Below are 14,652 nucleotides of genomic sequence, written 5' to 3'. Positions count from 1 at the left end.
GAACTCCCTTGTTCAGAACGCGCTGATCCCGGTCAGCGCACGGCCGATGAGCAGTTTCTGGATCTGGCTGGTGCCCTCGTACAGCGTCTGGACGCGGGCGTCGCGCATGAACTTGCCGACCGGGAACTCGTCGACGTAGCCGTACCCACCGAAGACCTGGATCGCCTGGTTGGCCGCCTTCACCGCGGCCTCGCTGGCGAACAGCTTGGCCATCGAGGCGGCGGTGCCGAACGGCTGCCCGCGGTCGACCAGGTCGGCGGCGCGCCAGACGAGCAGGCGCGCGGCGTCGGCCTCGACCGCCATCTCGGCCAGCATCTCCTGCACGAGCTGGTAGGACGCGATCGGCTTGGCGAACTGGGTGCGCTCCCCCGCGTAGGCCACCGATGCCTCCAGGCACGCCCGGGCCAGCCCGACGCACCCGGACGCGACCGCGATCCGCCCCTTGTCCAGCGCCTTCATCGCGATCTTGAAGCCGTCGCCCTCGGGGCCGAGCAGGCTTTGCCGACTCACCCGGACCGCGTCCAGGGTCAGCTCCGCGGTCGCCTGGCCGCGCAGACCGAGCTTGCCCTTGATCTCCCGCCGGGCGAAACCCGCGCTGTCGGTGGGCACGAGAAAAGCGGAAACACCTTTAGGACCAGGCTTTCCGGTACGGGCGAAGACCAGCGCGACGCCGGCCCACGTCCCGTTCGTGATGAAGATCTTCTCCCCGCTGATCAGCCAGTCGTCCCCGTCCCGCTCGGCGCGGGTGGTGAGGTTGCCGGCGTCCGAACCGGTGCCCGGCTCGGTCAGCGCGAAGCAGCCCAGCGTCTCCCCGGCACACAGGGGCGGCAGCCATCGGGTCTTCTGCTCGGCCGTCCCGTACGCCTGGATGGTCTTGGCGACCAGCCCCAGGGTGACCGAGACGATGCCGCGCACCGACGTGTCCCCGCGGCCCAACTCCTCCATGACCAGCGCGTAGTCCAGGAAGTCGCCACCCGAGCCGCCGAACTCCTCGGCGATTCCGAGACCGAGAAAGCCCAGCTCGGCGAGTTTCCCGACGATCTTCGTGTCGACCTGCTCGACGCGGTCCCACTCGGTGGCGTGCGGCACGACCTCGCGTTCCACCCAGTCGCGGGCCAGGTCACGCAGCTGTTCCTGTTCCTCCGAGAGGGTGAGGTCCACGGCCGGCTCCTAAATTGAACGCTGTCAGGTTTCCCCGGCCATGTTAACTTAACAGCGTTAGCCATCACAATATTCGGGAGCTGACCACATGCCGCGGCCGACGACTCCACTGCTCAGCCAGGCCGGCATCCGGGCCGCCGCGCTGGAGATCATCGACCGGGACGGGCTGGACGGGCTGAGCATGCGGAAACTCGCGACCGCGCTGTCGGTCAGCGCCCCCGCGCTCTACTTCCACTACCCGACCAAGGAACACCTGCTCGACGACGTGGCCAGCGAGATCATGGAGCAGGTGGAGGTCGGCGCGTTCGCCCAGGGCTGGCGGGCCGGGCTGCTCGGCTGGGCCCGGTCGTACCGGGCGGCGCTCGCCGGGCACCCGAACATCGTCCCGTTCCTGGCCCGCGGCCCCGGCCAGCGCGACGCCTCGCTGCGCCGCGCCGACGCGGTGCACGGCGGCCTGGTCGCGGCCGGCTGGTCCCCGCGCGACGCCACGATGATCGGCGCCTCGACGAAATACCTGGTCGTCGGCGCGGCGATGGGCTCGTTCTCGCGCGGCTTCGTCGACGACGTGCAGGTCTACCTGGACCGCTACCCGGCGCTCGGCGACGCCCACCGGCTCCGCGAGCACGCCGACCAGGTGGACCGGGACAGCTTCGAGTTCGCCCTGGTCACGTTCGTCGACGGGCTGGCCGCCCGGCTCGCCGCATGATCGTCTTCGCGGGTCTGTGCACACTGGACATCGTCCAGCTGGTCACGGCGTACCCGGCCGCCGACGAGAAGGTGACCGCGCTCGCCCAGACCGTCGCGGCGGGCGGGCCGGCCACCAACGCCGCGGTCACCGCCGCGTACCTCGGCGAGCCGGCGACCCTGCTGACCGCGGTCGGCCGGCACCCGCTGGCCGCCGGCATCCGCGCCGACCTGGCCGCCCGCGGCGTCGACCTGATCGACCTGGCCGCGACCGACGAGGGCGCGCCGCCGGTCTCCAGCATCGTGGTCAGCGCCGGCCACCGCGCGGTCGTCTCCACCAATGGCGCCGCCCGGGCGCCGGCCGTTCCGGATCTCGGCTTCCTGCGGGGCGCGCGGGCCGTGCAGGTGGACGGCCACTACCCGGCGCTGGCCCGCGCGGTCCTCACCGAGGCCCGCCGGCTGGGGATCCCCACGCTGCTGGACGCCGGCAGCTGGAAAGCCGTCACCCCGGACCTGTTGCCGCTGCTCGACGTGGTCGTCTGCTCGGCCGACTTCCACCCGCCGGGCGTCACCGACGTGCCGGCGTTCCTGGCCGCGCACGGCGTCCGCTGGATCGCGATCAGCCGGGGCCCGGAGCCGATCCTGCGCTGGACCGGAACGGACCTGGTCGCCCAGCCGGTCCCGCAAGCAACCGTCGTCGACACGCTCGGCGCGGGCGACGTGCTGCACGGCGCCCTGACGGTCGCGGTCGCCCACCGCTGGCCCCTGACCGACACCACGTTCGCCGAAGCCCTCGACGAGGCCGCCGCGCCGGCAACCCGCTCCTGCACGTCCTTCGGCACCCGGGCGTGGATGTCGTAGTTTCGGAACGTGGCCAAGGCATCACCGCTCAGTTATGACGGCGCGCTCATGCTGCTCGGCGCCCACTCACCCGCCCTCGACACGCTGGACCGGGTCGCCGGCGCCGGTCTCCTGCTCGGCGCGATCGTCTACCCGCCCGCACTCGGCTGGATCGACGCCAAACAGGAGGCCGGGCGACTGCTCCGCGACCTGGTCGGGCCGGCACTGGAGCGGCTGCGCGGCACCTCCGGCCAGAGCCGGCACGACCTGATCACCGCCGCGCACACCACGATCGCGCTGGCCGGCCTGTTCGACGCGTTGCGTGAGGTGATCGGCCCGGCGTACGACTCGCTGCAGGTCAGCGACCGGGAGAAGGTCCAGCTCGCGAGCGCCCCCGGCGAGATCGTGACGCAGGCCGCCTGGGTCGACCGGCTGGCCGGAGTGGACATTCCGCTGCCGTCCCCGGCGCTGGGCTTCGAGGAGAACCTGTCGGCCCGGCTGACCCCCCGGATCGCCGAGCTGGCCGTCTCCGCGGTCGCGTTCTTCGAGGGCTTGCGGGCCTGGAGCCGGCTCGGCGTGGACTCCGCCGATCTGGTCGCCCGGACCACGGTCCGGTGGCGGACCCGCTACCGGGATGCCTACCTGCGGCTCGGCGCCGACGTGCCGGAGTTCTTCGTGTGGGCGTCGCTCGGCGAGCACGCCGCCACCCGGGCGGAGCTGCGGGTGGTCAACGCGCGCCTGGCCGAGGTGCTCGAGCGGACCTCGGAGGCGATGGGCCAGCTGCACGACCTGCTGGCCGCCGGCGGCTCCCCGGAGCGGCCGGCCCGCGCCACCGTCCGCGGCAAGCTCGCCCGGGCCGCGGCGGCGGTCCTGGACCAGCCGCTGCTGCGCTCGTCGGCCCGGCCGGCCGGGCTGAGCTTCCCGACCGTCGCGGACGGATTCGTCACCCCGAGGTTCCGCAGTGCGATCGCCTCGGCGGGCGCCGCGCTGTCCCAGGAGGAGTGGTGGAGCCGCCGGCCGATCAACGCCGGACTGGACCGGTTCCTCGCCGCCTACCTGGCCCACCCGGACGCGGCCCGGCGGCCACTCGTCGTGCTCGGTCATCCGGGTGCCGGGAAGTCGCTGCTCACCGAGATCCTGGCGACCCGGCTGCCGAGTGAGAAGTACACCGTCGTGCCGGTCCAGCTGCGCCGGGTCAACGCCGACGACCGGCTGCCCGCCCAGATCGAGACCGCGCTGCAGACCGTCCTGAAGGAGCCGGTGGCGTGGGGCCGGGTCGCCGACGAGAGCGCGGACCTGATCCGGGTGGTGATCCTGGACGGGCTGGACGAGCTGATCCAGGCGACCGGCACCACCCAGTCCGGTTATCTGACCGAGGCGCTCCGATTCCAGGAGGAGGAGCTGGCCCTGGGCCGTCCGGTCGCGGTGGTGGTCACCTCCCGGACGGTCGCGGTCGACCGGGCCCGGGTGCCGGACGGCTCCCTCGTGCTCAAGCTGGAGGACTTCGCCGACGACCAGGTCCGCGAGTGGGTCGTCGCGTGGAACCGGGCCAACGCGCGGACCGGCGGGTTCCGCAAGCTCACCGTCCGCGAGGTGCTGCGGCACGGCGACGTGGCCCGGCAGCCGCTGCTGCTCACGCTGCTCGCGATCTACCACGCCGACCCGTCGGCCGAGCGGCTCGCCGGGGCCACGCTCTCCCCGGCCACGCTCTACCGGATGCTGCTGGACAACTTCATCCACCGGCAGGTCGCCGACAAGCCGGACCGGCCGCCGGCCCCGGAGCAGCTGCCCCGGCTTCTCGGTGAGCAGCGCTGGCGGCTGAGCATCGCGGCCTACGGGATGTTCAACCGCAAGCGACAGTACGTCGCCGAGGCCGACCTGGAACGCGACCTCGAAGTGTTCCTCGGCCGCCGCGCCGAGCACGTCCGTGACTTCGAGTCCCCCGCGAGCCGCGCCCACCAGACCGTGGCCGGGTTCTTCTTCGTGCACGTGGCGCGGGTCGACGAACACACCGAAAATGCCCGGCGGACGTACGAGTTCCTGCACGCCACGTTCGGCGAGTTCCTGATCGCCGAGCGGGCGCTGATCCTGCTCGACGGGTTCGCCCGGCGGCTGGCCGACCACCGGGCCGATCCGTCGTTCCACGAGCCGCCGGACGACAGTCTGCTGCGCGCGATGCTCTCCTACCAGCCGCTGTCCCTGCGCCGCCCGATCCCGGAGTTCGTCACCGGCCTGGCCGGGCAGCTACCGCCGGACCGGCGCGCGGCCGGGCTGGACGCGATCCGGGCCCTGCTGAGCACCGCACGGACCCGGGCCTTCGGCGGCTATCAGCGCTACGAGCCCACCCCGCCGGACGTGATCACGGCGATCGTCACCTACACCCTCAACCTGATCATCCTGGGCGTCCTGGTCGCCGGCGGCGAACCCAAGATCAGCGAGTTCGCGCCGCCCGGCGCCGACCCGGAAGCGTGGTGGGACAAGCAGGTTCTCCTCTGGCAGGGCACGCTGGACAGCGAGGGCCTCAACAGCATCCGCGACCTGCTGCCGGATCAGTCCCAGAGCCAGGGCCGCGGCTGATCACCCCGCTCGTAGCCGTCGGCCACCCGGCGCAGCAGCTGACCGGTCCGATCCGGGTCGAGCGCCACCTTCCAACTCGCCTCGAAGCGCTCCTGAAAGCTGCTGATCCGCCGCTCGTCCTCGAAGAGCACGTCGCCGTAGCTCACCTCGCTGTACACAGCGGATCCGGCCGTCTGGTTACTGACCAGCGAGAAGCTCTCCATCTGGGCGCCCGGGCACTCGAAGGGGAGGACCCGCATGGTGATGTGCGGACGCCGCGCCGCCTCCATGAGCCGCCGGATCTGATCCGCCATCACCACCTGATCACCCACCCGCCGATACAGGACCGATTCGTCGAGCAGCACGACCATGTCCGGCGGGTTCGGCTGATCATGAACCTCCTGCTGGCGACGCACGCGCATGGCCACCCGGGTCCGGATCACGTCGTCCGGCGGGTCCGCCAGGATCGAGCGCATCAGCGCCTCGGTGTAGTCGGTGGTCTGCAGCAGCCCCGGAACGAAGAACGCCGCGTAGTCGGCGATCCGGTCGGCCTCGATCTCGAGTCCGATCAGCCGCTGGTAGGCGGGCGGCAGATCCGCCCGGAACTCGTGCCACCAGCCCCTGACCCGCATCGCCTCGGCATAGCTGACCAATTCACCGGTGACCGCCGAGCCCAGGTGCAGAACCCGGCAGAGCCCGACCAGATCGGCGGTGCCGATGCCGACGTCGCCGCTCTCGATCCGCGCGACCTTGGACAGCGACCATTCCATCCGCTCGGCGACCTCCGCCTGGGTCAGGCCGGCGATCTCCCGGGCCTGGCGCAGGATCGAGCGCAGCTTGCGGCCGGCGCTGATCGGCCCCAGCTCGCCCGCCATCCCGGAAGCCTAACCCGCGGTAGCCTCCGGACCGGCCGCATCGTCCACCCTGGACGTCAGCCTCGGCTGTTTCGGGGTGGCCGGGAGGATGGCCTGGCCGAGGGTCGCGCGCATGACGGCCACGCAGTGGTCGCGGGCCCGGTCCACCCGGGACCGGTCGTAGTGGTGTTCCAGGTTCATCTCCGCGTCCGTGGTCCGGACCGGCCGCTGCCAGGCGTCCTTCATCTGCTCCCCGACCTCGGCCTTCGCCTCGTTGGCCAGGAACCGATAGGCCGCCGCCACCGCCGGCGCCTCGATGTCCAGGAGGGCCTGGTGGAAGGCGAGCCGCGAGTAGATCCGGCTCACCTCCTCGGTGAGCTGGTGCCGGCCCTCGATCGTGCCGGTGCGGCGGCGGATCCGGTACGGCATCTCGGCGTAGTCCTCCACCACGCTGAGCGCCTCCCCGAAGGCCCGTGCCCGCCGCTCCCGCCGCGCGACCCGGCGGTTCAGCCCGTAGGTGAGGAGGGCGACGAGCGCGGCGCCGAGGATCGCGATGACCGGCGCGAGCACCGCCGTCGTCTGCGCGGCCGTCCAGGTCATGCTGCGGTTACCGCCCGGCGGGACTAGATCGAGTGGAGGACGTCGATGATTCTTCCAGTCCCCATCGGATCCCACTGATCCGGCCCCGGCCCGAAGATCCGGTTGATGCCGTTCTGGCAGTACAGCCCGGCGAACACCGCGGGGTCGCACCGCCGCAGCCAGCCGAGGGCGTCCCGGTACGGCGCCGGCGACCGGAACACCTCGTCGGGCACGTTCCAGAGCAGGCATTCGAGCAGGTAGGACGGCACGTCGACGACACCTTTGCGCAGGCGCTTGGCGGTCCGCACGACCTCTTTGAACCGCCCGCCGGTGCGCAGGTCCTTCGCGTCCCCGTTGACCCGATGCTGTCGGGGGAAGTTGACGATCGGCTGCCCGAAGGAGTCCCGGAAGAAGACGCCGCCGTGGAACTCCGTCGCGACCAGGATGTCGACCATCTCGCCGAACAGGGAGTCCGGCTCGTCCACGTTGAGGCAGCGGCGCCCCATCCGCACGGCCCAGGTCTCGCCGAGCGCGGCGAGCACGTCGTCGCGGAACCCCTCCCACTCGCCGGGCGGCGCGTGCAGCATCAGGACGAGGTCGATGTCGCTCCCCTGGGCCAGCTGGGTGCCGTTGACCCGGGACCCCTGGGCGAAGATCTCGATCGGCCGCGCGCCGAGCCGGGGCGCGATCGCCGCCCGCAGCTCGTCCTCCGCCCAGGACACCAGGAACGCGCCGGGGTCGGCGGCCAGCCCGGGCGTCGTGGTCATGGCACCAATTATGACGCGGGTTTCCAGCCGAGCGCGGGGCCGAGGTGCTCGGCCATGTCGGTGAGGATCTGCACGTAGTCCTCGTGCTCGAAGGTGAACGGCAGCGCGAACGCCACCTCGTCGATCTCCCGGTAGGCCGGGTTGGCCTCGAGGACGGCGGTGATCTCCGCGGAGGTGCCGACGATGTCCGGCGCGAACATCATCCGGGCCGGGCCCTGCGGGGTCGCCGTCCGCGGGGTGCGCGCCTCGGCGTAGGCCGCGTACTTCGCCCGCTGCTCCGGCGTGGCCGAGTCGGTCGGGATCACCACCAGGCCCTGCGAGACCCGGGCCCGGTCGCCGTCCGGGTGGGCGGCCCGGAACGCGCGGATGTGGGACAGCTGGATCTCCGCGAAGTCCTCCGACTCCTCGGCTTTCACGACGCTGCTGGTCAGGAAGTTCATCCCGTGCTCGCCGGCCCACCGGGCGGATCGCAGGGAGCCGCCGCCGTACCAGAGCCGCTCGGCGAGACCGGGCGCGTGCGGCTGGACCCGTGGGGAGAACTGCTCGAAGCCGACGGTGCCCTCGAAGTCGGTGACGGGCTCACCCCGTACACAAGCAAGGAATCTCTCGACCCGGGCGTAGCTGAAGTCTTCCGCATCGCCGGTGTCGGGATAAAGCGCGTCTTTGACGCGGTCGTAGTTCATCGGCGGGCCGACGCTGAGGCCGGGGTTGAGCCGGCCGCCGGTGAGCAGGTCGACGGTGGCCAGGTCCTCGGCGAGGCGCAGCGGGTTCTCCCAGCCGAGCGGGATGACCGCGGTGCCGAGCTCGATGCGGCTGGTGCGCTGGGACGCGGCGGCGAGCACGGCGACCGGCGAGGAGATGCCGAACTGCAGGTGCCGGTGGCGCAGCCAGGCGCTGTCGAAGCCGAGGCGCTCGCCCAGCTCGATGATCTCGAGCGTGGACTCGTGGCCGCGGCGCGGATCCGCCTCGTCGAACAGGCCGATGGTGAGAAACCCGAGCTTGCGCAGCATGCCCGCACTTTATCGCGGAGATGTGAACTACAAGATCCTTCATCTTTTCCGGCCGGTGGTTAGTCTGGGCCGATGGTCAGCCCCCGCACGCGCGTGTATCTGACTGCCGCGACCGCCGCGGTGGTGCTGTCCACCGGCGCCGCGGTCGCTCTCGCCCACAGCCGGGACGCGGACGCGACCGCCGGCCAGTGGGTGACCCCGTCGGTCTCGGCGGCGCCCGCGCCGGCACCGAGCCTCCCGGCGACCACCCCGCCGGCCGCGAAGCCGCCCGCCGACCTGCCGGTGATCAAGTACACGGCCGGGCCGAAGGGCCTGCCCGCCGACCCGGACCAGGCGTCCACGGTCGCGCCGACCCGGGGCCTGCACCCGGCGCGCAACGTCGCGCTCTACGACGCGCCGGGCGGCAAGCCGCGGGCGTTCCTGCCGCCGTCGATCAGCGGGCTGCGCACGGTCGTGCCGATCGTCGGGGAGAAGGACGGCTGGGTCGCGGTGCTGACCCCGTCGGCGAACCGGCGGATCGGCTGGGTGCCGCCGGGCGGCTGGACCACCGACACGCTGCGGGACCAGCTGGTCGCGCACCTGTCCGAGCACACCCTGATCTGGCTGCGCGACGGCCAGGAGCAGCAGCGCTGGACGGTGGCGACCGGGTCGAAGTCGACGCCGACCCCGGTCGGGCGGACGTTCGTGATGGGCAACACCCGGATGCGCGGCGACATCTACCTGAACATGGACGCGCTGGTCCTCGGCTCGGTCCCGGAGGAGCCGGAGAAGATGGCCGAGGTGTTCCAGCTGGCGCACACCGGCATCCACGCCTGGTACAAGGAGAGCGCGTTCGGTCACAGCGTGTCGAACGGCTGCCTGCGCATGCCGAAGGACGCCCAGGAGAAGCTGGTGAAAGAGATTTCCCCGGGTACGACATTGACCGTGCTCGCCTGACCGGTTTCGTGACACGGCGCTGGTAGCCTGCCGGGCCGTGAGCGTTGATCCCGCCCTCCCCCCGCCCCCGGGTGAGTGGTCCGCGAACGGGCCGACGTCGCCCGGTCACCCGCCGATCTTCAGCGCGCCCACCGTCGCCGGCATGCCGTCCACGTCGGGCCTGCCGTCGTGGGACTCGCTGCAGTCCGATTCCGACGACGGCCACTGGCCGGAGAACCCGGTCACGCCCCCGCCCGAGCCGGCGGCCGCGCCCGCGCCACCGAAGCCGTCCCGCCGGCTGCTCTGGGCGGCGATCGTGCTCCCGCTCCTCACCGGCGTCGGCGGTTACCTGCTGGGCACCTCGGGATCAACCCCGGAAGACCCACCCCAGAAAGACAAATTCGCCGGTACGGCGGTAGCCACGCTCGCCGAGTCCTGGCTGCCCGACCTGGGCGCCTGCCTGACCGCGCGCGACCCGGGCGGCCCGATGCTGGACAACGGCCGCGTCGAGGCGGTCACCTGCCAGGCCGGCGACGTGCACGTCTACTTCGAGACGTTCGGGACCCAGCAGGCGTTCGACGACACCCGGCGCTACCGCGAGCAGATCAGCCGCACGAGTGCCGGGGCGATGGCGCCCGGGCCGCGGACCGGGCCGGTGAGTGGTGTCGCCGGGACCTATTTCGAATATGTCGTCGACAAGACCTGCGGGGTCTTCTGGGGACGGGCCGGCGCCTTGTCGGACCTGCGCCTGGAGACCGACTGCACCGCGATCAACGGCGACTGGACGGTTCTGCGCGACCTGTGGGCCCGCTACAGCTGACGGTCTTCCGTCGCCGGGGCGCCCGCGTCCTTCCGTAGCCGGGGCGCGCGCGTCAGGATCGGGGGTATGCGGGATCGGACGTTCGGGGAGCGGCTCGCCGACCGGGTGTGGACGAGATACGCCCGGCTGCCGGCGCCGACCGGCGACTACCGCGTGGCGCGGGACGTGCGGATCCCGATGCGCGACGGGGTCGAGCTGCTCGCCGACGTGCTGCTGCCGACCGGCCCGGCACTGGGAACGGTGCTGGTCAGCTCGCCGTACGGGGTGAACGTGCTCGGCTCCTCGATGACCGGCGGCCTGTTCGCGAACCGGGGCTACCGGGTGGTGCTGGTCCGGTGCCGGGGCACCTTCGGGTCGGGTGGCACGTACGAGCCGTTCATGCGCGAGGTCGACGACGCCGCCGACGTCGTCGCGTGGCTGCGCGGGCAGCCGTGGTTCGACGGACGGTTCGTCACCCACGGCTACTCCTACTCCGGCTTCACCCAGTGGGCGCTGCTGATGGATCCGCCGCCCGAGCTGGTCACCGCGGTGATCGCGTGCGCGCCGTACGACTTCCGCCGCTTCGCCTACCCCGGCGGGGCGTTCGTGCTCAGCACCCTGTTCGAGTGGTCGTTCGTGACGACCCGGCAGGAGCGGCCGATCGTGCCGCGGATGTTCTCGGTCCTCGCCGCCCGCGGCAAGATCCAGCGGGCCCTGTCCGCGCTCCCGCTGACCGAGGCCGCGGACGAGCTGATGGACGGGCAGGCGCCCTGGTACCGCGAGTGGATCAGCCGGCGGGACCCCGCCGACCCGTGGTGGCACCGCGCCGACCTGACCGAGGCCCTGGCCCGGACCCGGATCCCGGTGCTGCTGCAGGGCGGCTGGCAGGACGGTTTCCTCCGGCAGACGCTGGCCGCGTACACCCGGCTGGCCGAGCGCGGCGCCGGGCTCACGATCGGCCCGTGGACGCACGCCGAGGGCGGCGCCGCGGGTGCCCGCGTCCTGCTTCCCGACGCGCTCGCCTGGTTCGCCGCGAAGCTGGGCGGCGCTCGCACCGCGCCGGTCCGGGTGTTCGTCAGCGGTCCGGGCGCGGGCTGGCGCGATCTGCCGGCCTGGCCGCCGGCGACGGTGGAGCGGGTCCTCCACCCGCGCTCCGGCGGGCTGCTGGCCGAGCTCCCGGCCGAGACGGGCGAGATCGGCGAGTTCCGCTACAACCCCGAAAAACCGACGCCGACGTACGGCGGAGCGTTCGTCACCCAGGTCTCCCCGGGCATCACCGCCGGCTACACCGACGACAGTGCCCTGGCGGCGCGCTCCGACGTGCTCGCCTTCACCTCCGAGCCGCTGCCCGCGGAGCTGGCGGTCCTCGGCAGCCCGGTGGCGGAGCTCGGGCACCGGTCCGACAACCCGTACGCCGACCTGTTCGTCCGGCTCTCGGACGTCGACGCCGAGGGCCGCTCCCGTAACGTCGCCGACGGGTTCCGCCGACTCGACCCGTCGGCGCCCGGGGACATGGTGCGGATCGAGCTCGACAGCGTCGCCCACCGGTTCGCCCGCGGGCACCGGATCCGGCTGGTCGTCGCGGGCGGCTCGCATCCGCACTGGGAGCGCAACCTGGGCACCGGCGACGACCCGGCCACCTCGGCCCGGACCCGGCCGTCACACCGGACGATCGACCTGTCCACCTCGCGCCTCGTCCTCCCGATCCCGCCGCCGGACCAGGTCACTCCGCCGGACCAGGTCACTCCGCCGGACCAGGTCACTCCGCCGGACTAGCAGGTCACGAACAGCCTGGCGGACATCCGGGCCAGGCCGGTGCGCGGACGCCCGCCCGCCGCGACCCGGGCCGGCCGGCGGCCGCTGACCGAGCAGGTCGGCCCGCGCCGGGCCTGGGCGCGGGGCGAAGCCGGGGTGTGCGCCTGGGCGACCTCGAACCGGCCGGCCGGACGGACCGGCTGACTGACGATCAGCTCCTGGCGGACCAGGTCGAGCAGGTCGGTCATCGGCAGCCCGAGCGCCCGGCAGATCGCCGCGAGGATCTCCGACGACGCCTCCTTGGTGCCGCGCTCCACCTCCGACAGGTACGGCAGCGACACGCCGGCCTCGGTGGCGACCTCTTTCAGCGTGCGGCCCTGGCGCTGGCGCACCCGGCGCAGCACCGATCCGATGACCCGGCGCAACAGTGGCATGGCGTCCCCTCCCCGCGAACTGTGACACCCATCCTGCCCTACTGGGCCGAATCCGCGAACGGTGCTAGGGTGGGGTCAACTCGGATGCCGGTGGGGTTCCCCGCCCGGGTTCAGCTCAGTTTTTCGACGCGCTTCTCAGCGCCGTCATCACACCTTTCCTTCGGGCCGTTCGTGCCCAGGGATCTCCCCCCCGGGCCGTTTTCCGCCCGGCACCCACTCCCGGGCCGCTCCGTGCCCGACTTCCAGGAGCCACCTTCATGACCGATGTCCGTACCCGCAAAAGCCCTGACCCGCAGCGTGAGCTGCCCACGCAAGCCGAGGAGACCGTCGCCGTCGACGCCCTTCTCGACATCGTCGACGACCGCGCCTGGCTGCGCGCCGACGGCTACCTTCCCGGCCCCGACGACCTGCCGGTGGCCGTCGCCGACACCCGGCGACTGGGCCTGCGCCGCGGCGACCGGGTGACCGGTTTCGCCCGCGTCGGCCGCCCCGGCAAGCCGGTGCACCTGCAGGTCACCGCGGTCAACGGCGGCGAGCCCGGCAGCCGGCCGGAGTTCTACCGGATGACCGCCCTCTACCCGCAGGAGCGGCTGCGCCTGGAGACCGGGCGCGACGTGCTCACCACCCGCGTGCTCGACCTGATGATGCCGATCGGCAAGGGCCAGCGCGCCCTGATCGTCGCCCCGCCGAAGGCCGGCAAGACGACCGTCCTGCACCAGGTCGCCGACGCGATCACCCGCAACCATCCGGACTGTCACCTGATGGCGGTGCTGGTCGACGAGCGGCCCGAGGAGGTCACCGACTGGCAGCGCACCACCAAGGCGGAGATCTGCGCGGCCACCTTCGACCGCCCGCCGCAGGAGCACACCGCGGTCGCCGAGCTCGCCGTCGAGCGGGCCAAACGCCTCGCCGAGCAGGGGGCGGACGTGATCGTCCTGCTCGACTCGATCACCCGGCTGGGCCGGGCCTACAACCTGATCGCGCCGGCCGGCCGGGGCCGCACCCTCACCGGCGGCCTGGACAGCAGTGCCCTGCAACCGCCGAAGCGGCTGCTCGGCGCGGCCCGCAACCTGGAGGGCGGCGGCTCGGTGACGATCATCGCGACCGCCCTGGTGGAGAACGGCTCGGCCCTCGACACGGTGATCTTCGAGGAGTTCAAGAGCACCGGCAACGCCGAGGTCAAACTGGACCGTTCGCTGGCCGAGGCCCGGGTCTTCCCGGCGATCGACCTGGCCAGCACCGGCACTCGGCACGACGAGCTGCTGCTGTCGCCGGCCGAGCTGGCCGTGGTCGGTCAGGTCCGGCGCGCGCTCGGTGGCCAGGATCGGCGCGAGGGCATGCAGCAACTGCTGGCCCAGCTGCGCGCCACAACGAGCAACCTGGAATTTCTTCGCCGGGTGGCGCACTCGCTGGCGTGACCGTCCGGGATGGGTATGCTGGCGGCGACCGAACGCCTGCGGATCCACAAAGGACATCGGGTCCGCCCAGCCCCGAGGACGTGCGCGCGTGACTCAGGACCCCACCGACGCCCCCAAGCTCGACACCAGCGTTCCGCAGACCGCCCGGATCTGGAACTACCTGCTCGGCGGCAAGGACAACTTCGAGGTCGACCGCGCCGTCGGTGACCAGATCGTCGCGTCGCTGCCGCACTTCGCCACGCACGCCCGCCTCTCCCGGCAGTACCTGGTCCGCGCCGTGCGCTTCCTGGCCGGCGAGGCCAAGGTGACCCAGTTCCTGGACATCGGCACCGGGCTGCCCACCGCGGACAACACCCACGAGGTCGCGCAGGCCACCAACCCGGCCGCGAAGATCGTCTACGTCGACAACGACCCGCTCGTGCTCGCCCACGCCCGCGCGCTGCTGACCAGCACCGCCGAGGGTAAGACCGCCTATGTCGACGCCGACCTGCACGATCCGCGGGCGATCCTGGACAAGGCCGCCGAGACGCTCGACTTCGACCAGCCGGTCGCGCTGATGCTGATGGGCATCCTCGGTCACGTGGAGTCCGACGACGAGGCCCGGGAGATCATCGCCGCGCTGCTGGACCGCTTCCCCTCCGGCAGCTACTTCGCGATGTACGACGGCAGCGACACCGACCCGGACGTCCGCGAGGCCACCCGGATCTGGAACATCTCGGCGAACCCGAAGTACCACCTGCGCACCCCGGAGCGGATCGCGTCGCTCTTCGAGGGCCTGGAGCTGGTCGAGCCGGGCGTGGTCTCGGTGACCCGCTGGCGCCCGGAATCGGACGACACGCCCGAGATCAGCCAGTACTGTGCCGTCGGTCGCAAGCCCTGA

General features: G+C 72.3%; 14 protein-coding genes. 8 read left to right on the top strand and 6 right to left on the bottom strand.

Annotation, left to right across the window (positions count from 1 at the left end; all coding sequences use genetic code 11):
- Positions 1–12 precede the first annotated feature (12 nt).
- Positions 13–1,161 carry an acyl-CoA dehydrogenase family protein gene (locus L3i22_RS13145; RefSeq protein WP_221327234.1) on the bottom strand — a complete coding sequence of 383 codons (1,149 nt, stop codon included), beginning with the start codon at positions 1,159–1,161 and terminating at the stop codon, positions 13–15.
- An 88-nt stretch (positions 1,162–1,249) separates the two neighbouring features.
- On the opposite strand from L3i22_RS13145, the gene L3i22_RS13140 reads away from it, so the two are divergent.
- The 3 genes from L3i22_RS13140 to L3i22_RS13130 are packed head-to-tail and all read left to right on the top strand — an operon-like array spanning position 1,250 to position 5,262.
- Complete coding sequence (locus L3i22_RS13140; protein ID WP_221327233.1) at positions 1,250–1,867, top strand: TetR/AcrR family transcriptional regulator; 618 nt, start codon at positions 1,250–1,252, stop codon at positions 1,865–1,867.
- The gene (locus L3i22_RS13135) at positions 1,864–2,706 is read left to right on the top strand and encodes a PfkB family carbohydrate kinase (RefSeq protein ID WP_221327232.1); all 843 of its coding nucleotides are present in this window, start codon (positions 1,864–1,866) and stop codon (positions 2,704–2,706) included. The genes L3i22_RS13140 and L3i22_RS13135 overlap by 4 nt, the downstream gene beginning before the upstream one ends.
- Positions 2,707–2,715: 9 nt before the next feature.
- On the top strand, positions 2,716–5,262 hold the full coding sequence (locus L3i22_RS13130; RefSeq protein ID WP_221327231.1) for an NACHT domain-containing NTPase: 2,547 nt from the start codon (positions 2,716–2,718) through the stop codon (positions 5,260–5,262).
- Here the strand turns inward: L3i22_RS13130 and L3i22_RS13125 are convergent.
- From L3i22_RS13125 to L3i22_RS13110, 4 genes are read right to left on the bottom strand one after another with little or no spacing between them, the layout of a single operon-like run.
- A complete protein-coding gene (locus L3i22_RS13125) occupies positions 5,235–6,116 on the bottom strand; it encodes a helix-turn-helix transcriptional regulator (protein WP_221327230.1) in 882 nt (293 codons plus the stop codon). The genes L3i22_RS13130 and L3i22_RS13125 overlap by 28 nt on opposite strands.
- Positions 6,117–6,125: 9 nt before the next feature.
- Positions 6,126–6,695: a hypothetical protein gene (locus L3i22_RS13120; protein WP_221327229.1), complete on the bottom strand. Its 570-nt coding sequence runs from the start codon at positions 6,693–6,695 to the stop codon at positions 6,126–6,128.
- Positions 6,696–6,718: 23 nt separating this feature from the next.
- A complete protein-coding gene (locus L3i22_RS13115) occupies positions 6,719–7,441 on the bottom strand; it encodes a hypothetical protein (RefSeq protein WP_221327228.1) in 723 nt (240 codons plus the stop codon).
- Positions 7,442–7,449: 8 nt separating this feature from the next.
- Positions 7,450–8,451: an LLM class flavin-dependent oxidoreductase gene (locus L3i22_RS13110; protein WP_221327227.1), complete on the bottom strand. Its 1,002-nt coding sequence runs from the start codon at positions 8,449–8,451 to the stop codon at positions 7,450–7,452.
- A 72-nt stretch (positions 8,452–8,523) separates the two neighbouring features.
- On the opposite strand from L3i22_RS13110, the gene L3i22_RS13105 reads away from it, so the two are divergent.
- The 3 genes from L3i22_RS13105 to L3i22_RS13095 all read left to right on the top strand — a co-directional run bounded on the left by L3i22_RS13105 (position 8,524) and on the right by L3i22_RS13095 (position 11,941).
- Positions 8,524–9,387 carry a L,D-transpeptidase gene (locus L3i22_RS13105; protein WP_221327226.1) on the top strand — a complete coding sequence of 288 codons (864 nt, stop codon included), beginning with the start codon at positions 8,524–8,526 and terminating at the stop codon, positions 9,385–9,387.
- A 37-nt stretch (positions 9,388–9,424) separates the two neighbouring features.
- Complete coding sequence (locus L3i22_RS13100) at positions 9,425–10,186, top strand: hypothetical protein (protein WP_221327225.1); 762 nt, start codon at positions 9,425–9,427, stop codon at positions 10,184–10,186.
- 66 nt (positions 10,187–10,252) lie between these two features.
- Complete coding sequence (locus tag L3i22_RS13095) at positions 10,253–11,941, top strand: CocE/NonD family hydrolase (protein ID WP_221327224.1); 1,689 nt, start codon at positions 10,253–10,255, stop codon at positions 11,939–11,941.
- On the opposite strand, the gene L3i22_RS54320 is transcribed toward L3i22_RS13095, so the two are convergent.
- Entirely contained in the window at positions 11,938–12,354 is a 417-nt protein-coding gene (locus tag L3i22_RS54320) for a helix-turn-helix domain-containing protein (protein WP_304523462.1), read from the bottom strand. The two genes, L3i22_RS13095 and L3i22_RS54320, sit on opposite strands and share 4 nt — an antisense overlap.
- A 257-nt stretch (positions 12,355–12,611) precedes the next feature.
- On the opposite strand from L3i22_RS54320, the gene rho reads away from it, so the two are divergent.
- On the top strand, positions 12,612–13,772 hold the full coding sequence (gene rho, locus L3i22_RS13085) for a transcription termination factor Rho (protein ID WP_221327223.1): 1,161 nt from the start codon (positions 12,612–12,614) through the stop codon (positions 13,770–13,772).
- Between the two features lie 88 nt (positions 13,773–13,860).
- Positions 13,861–14,652: an SAM-dependent methyltransferase gene (locus L3i22_RS13080; RefSeq protein WP_221327222.1), complete on the top strand. Its 792-nt coding sequence runs from the start codon at positions 13,861–13,863 to the stop codon at positions 14,650–14,652.

It is taken from the genome of Actinoplanes sp. L3-i22 (assembly GCF_019704555.1).
Lineage (GTDB): Bacteria > Actinomycetota > Actinomycetes > Mycobacteriales > Micromonosporaceae > Actinoplanes.
This window is presented reverse-complemented; position numbering and strand designations above follow the sequence as displayed.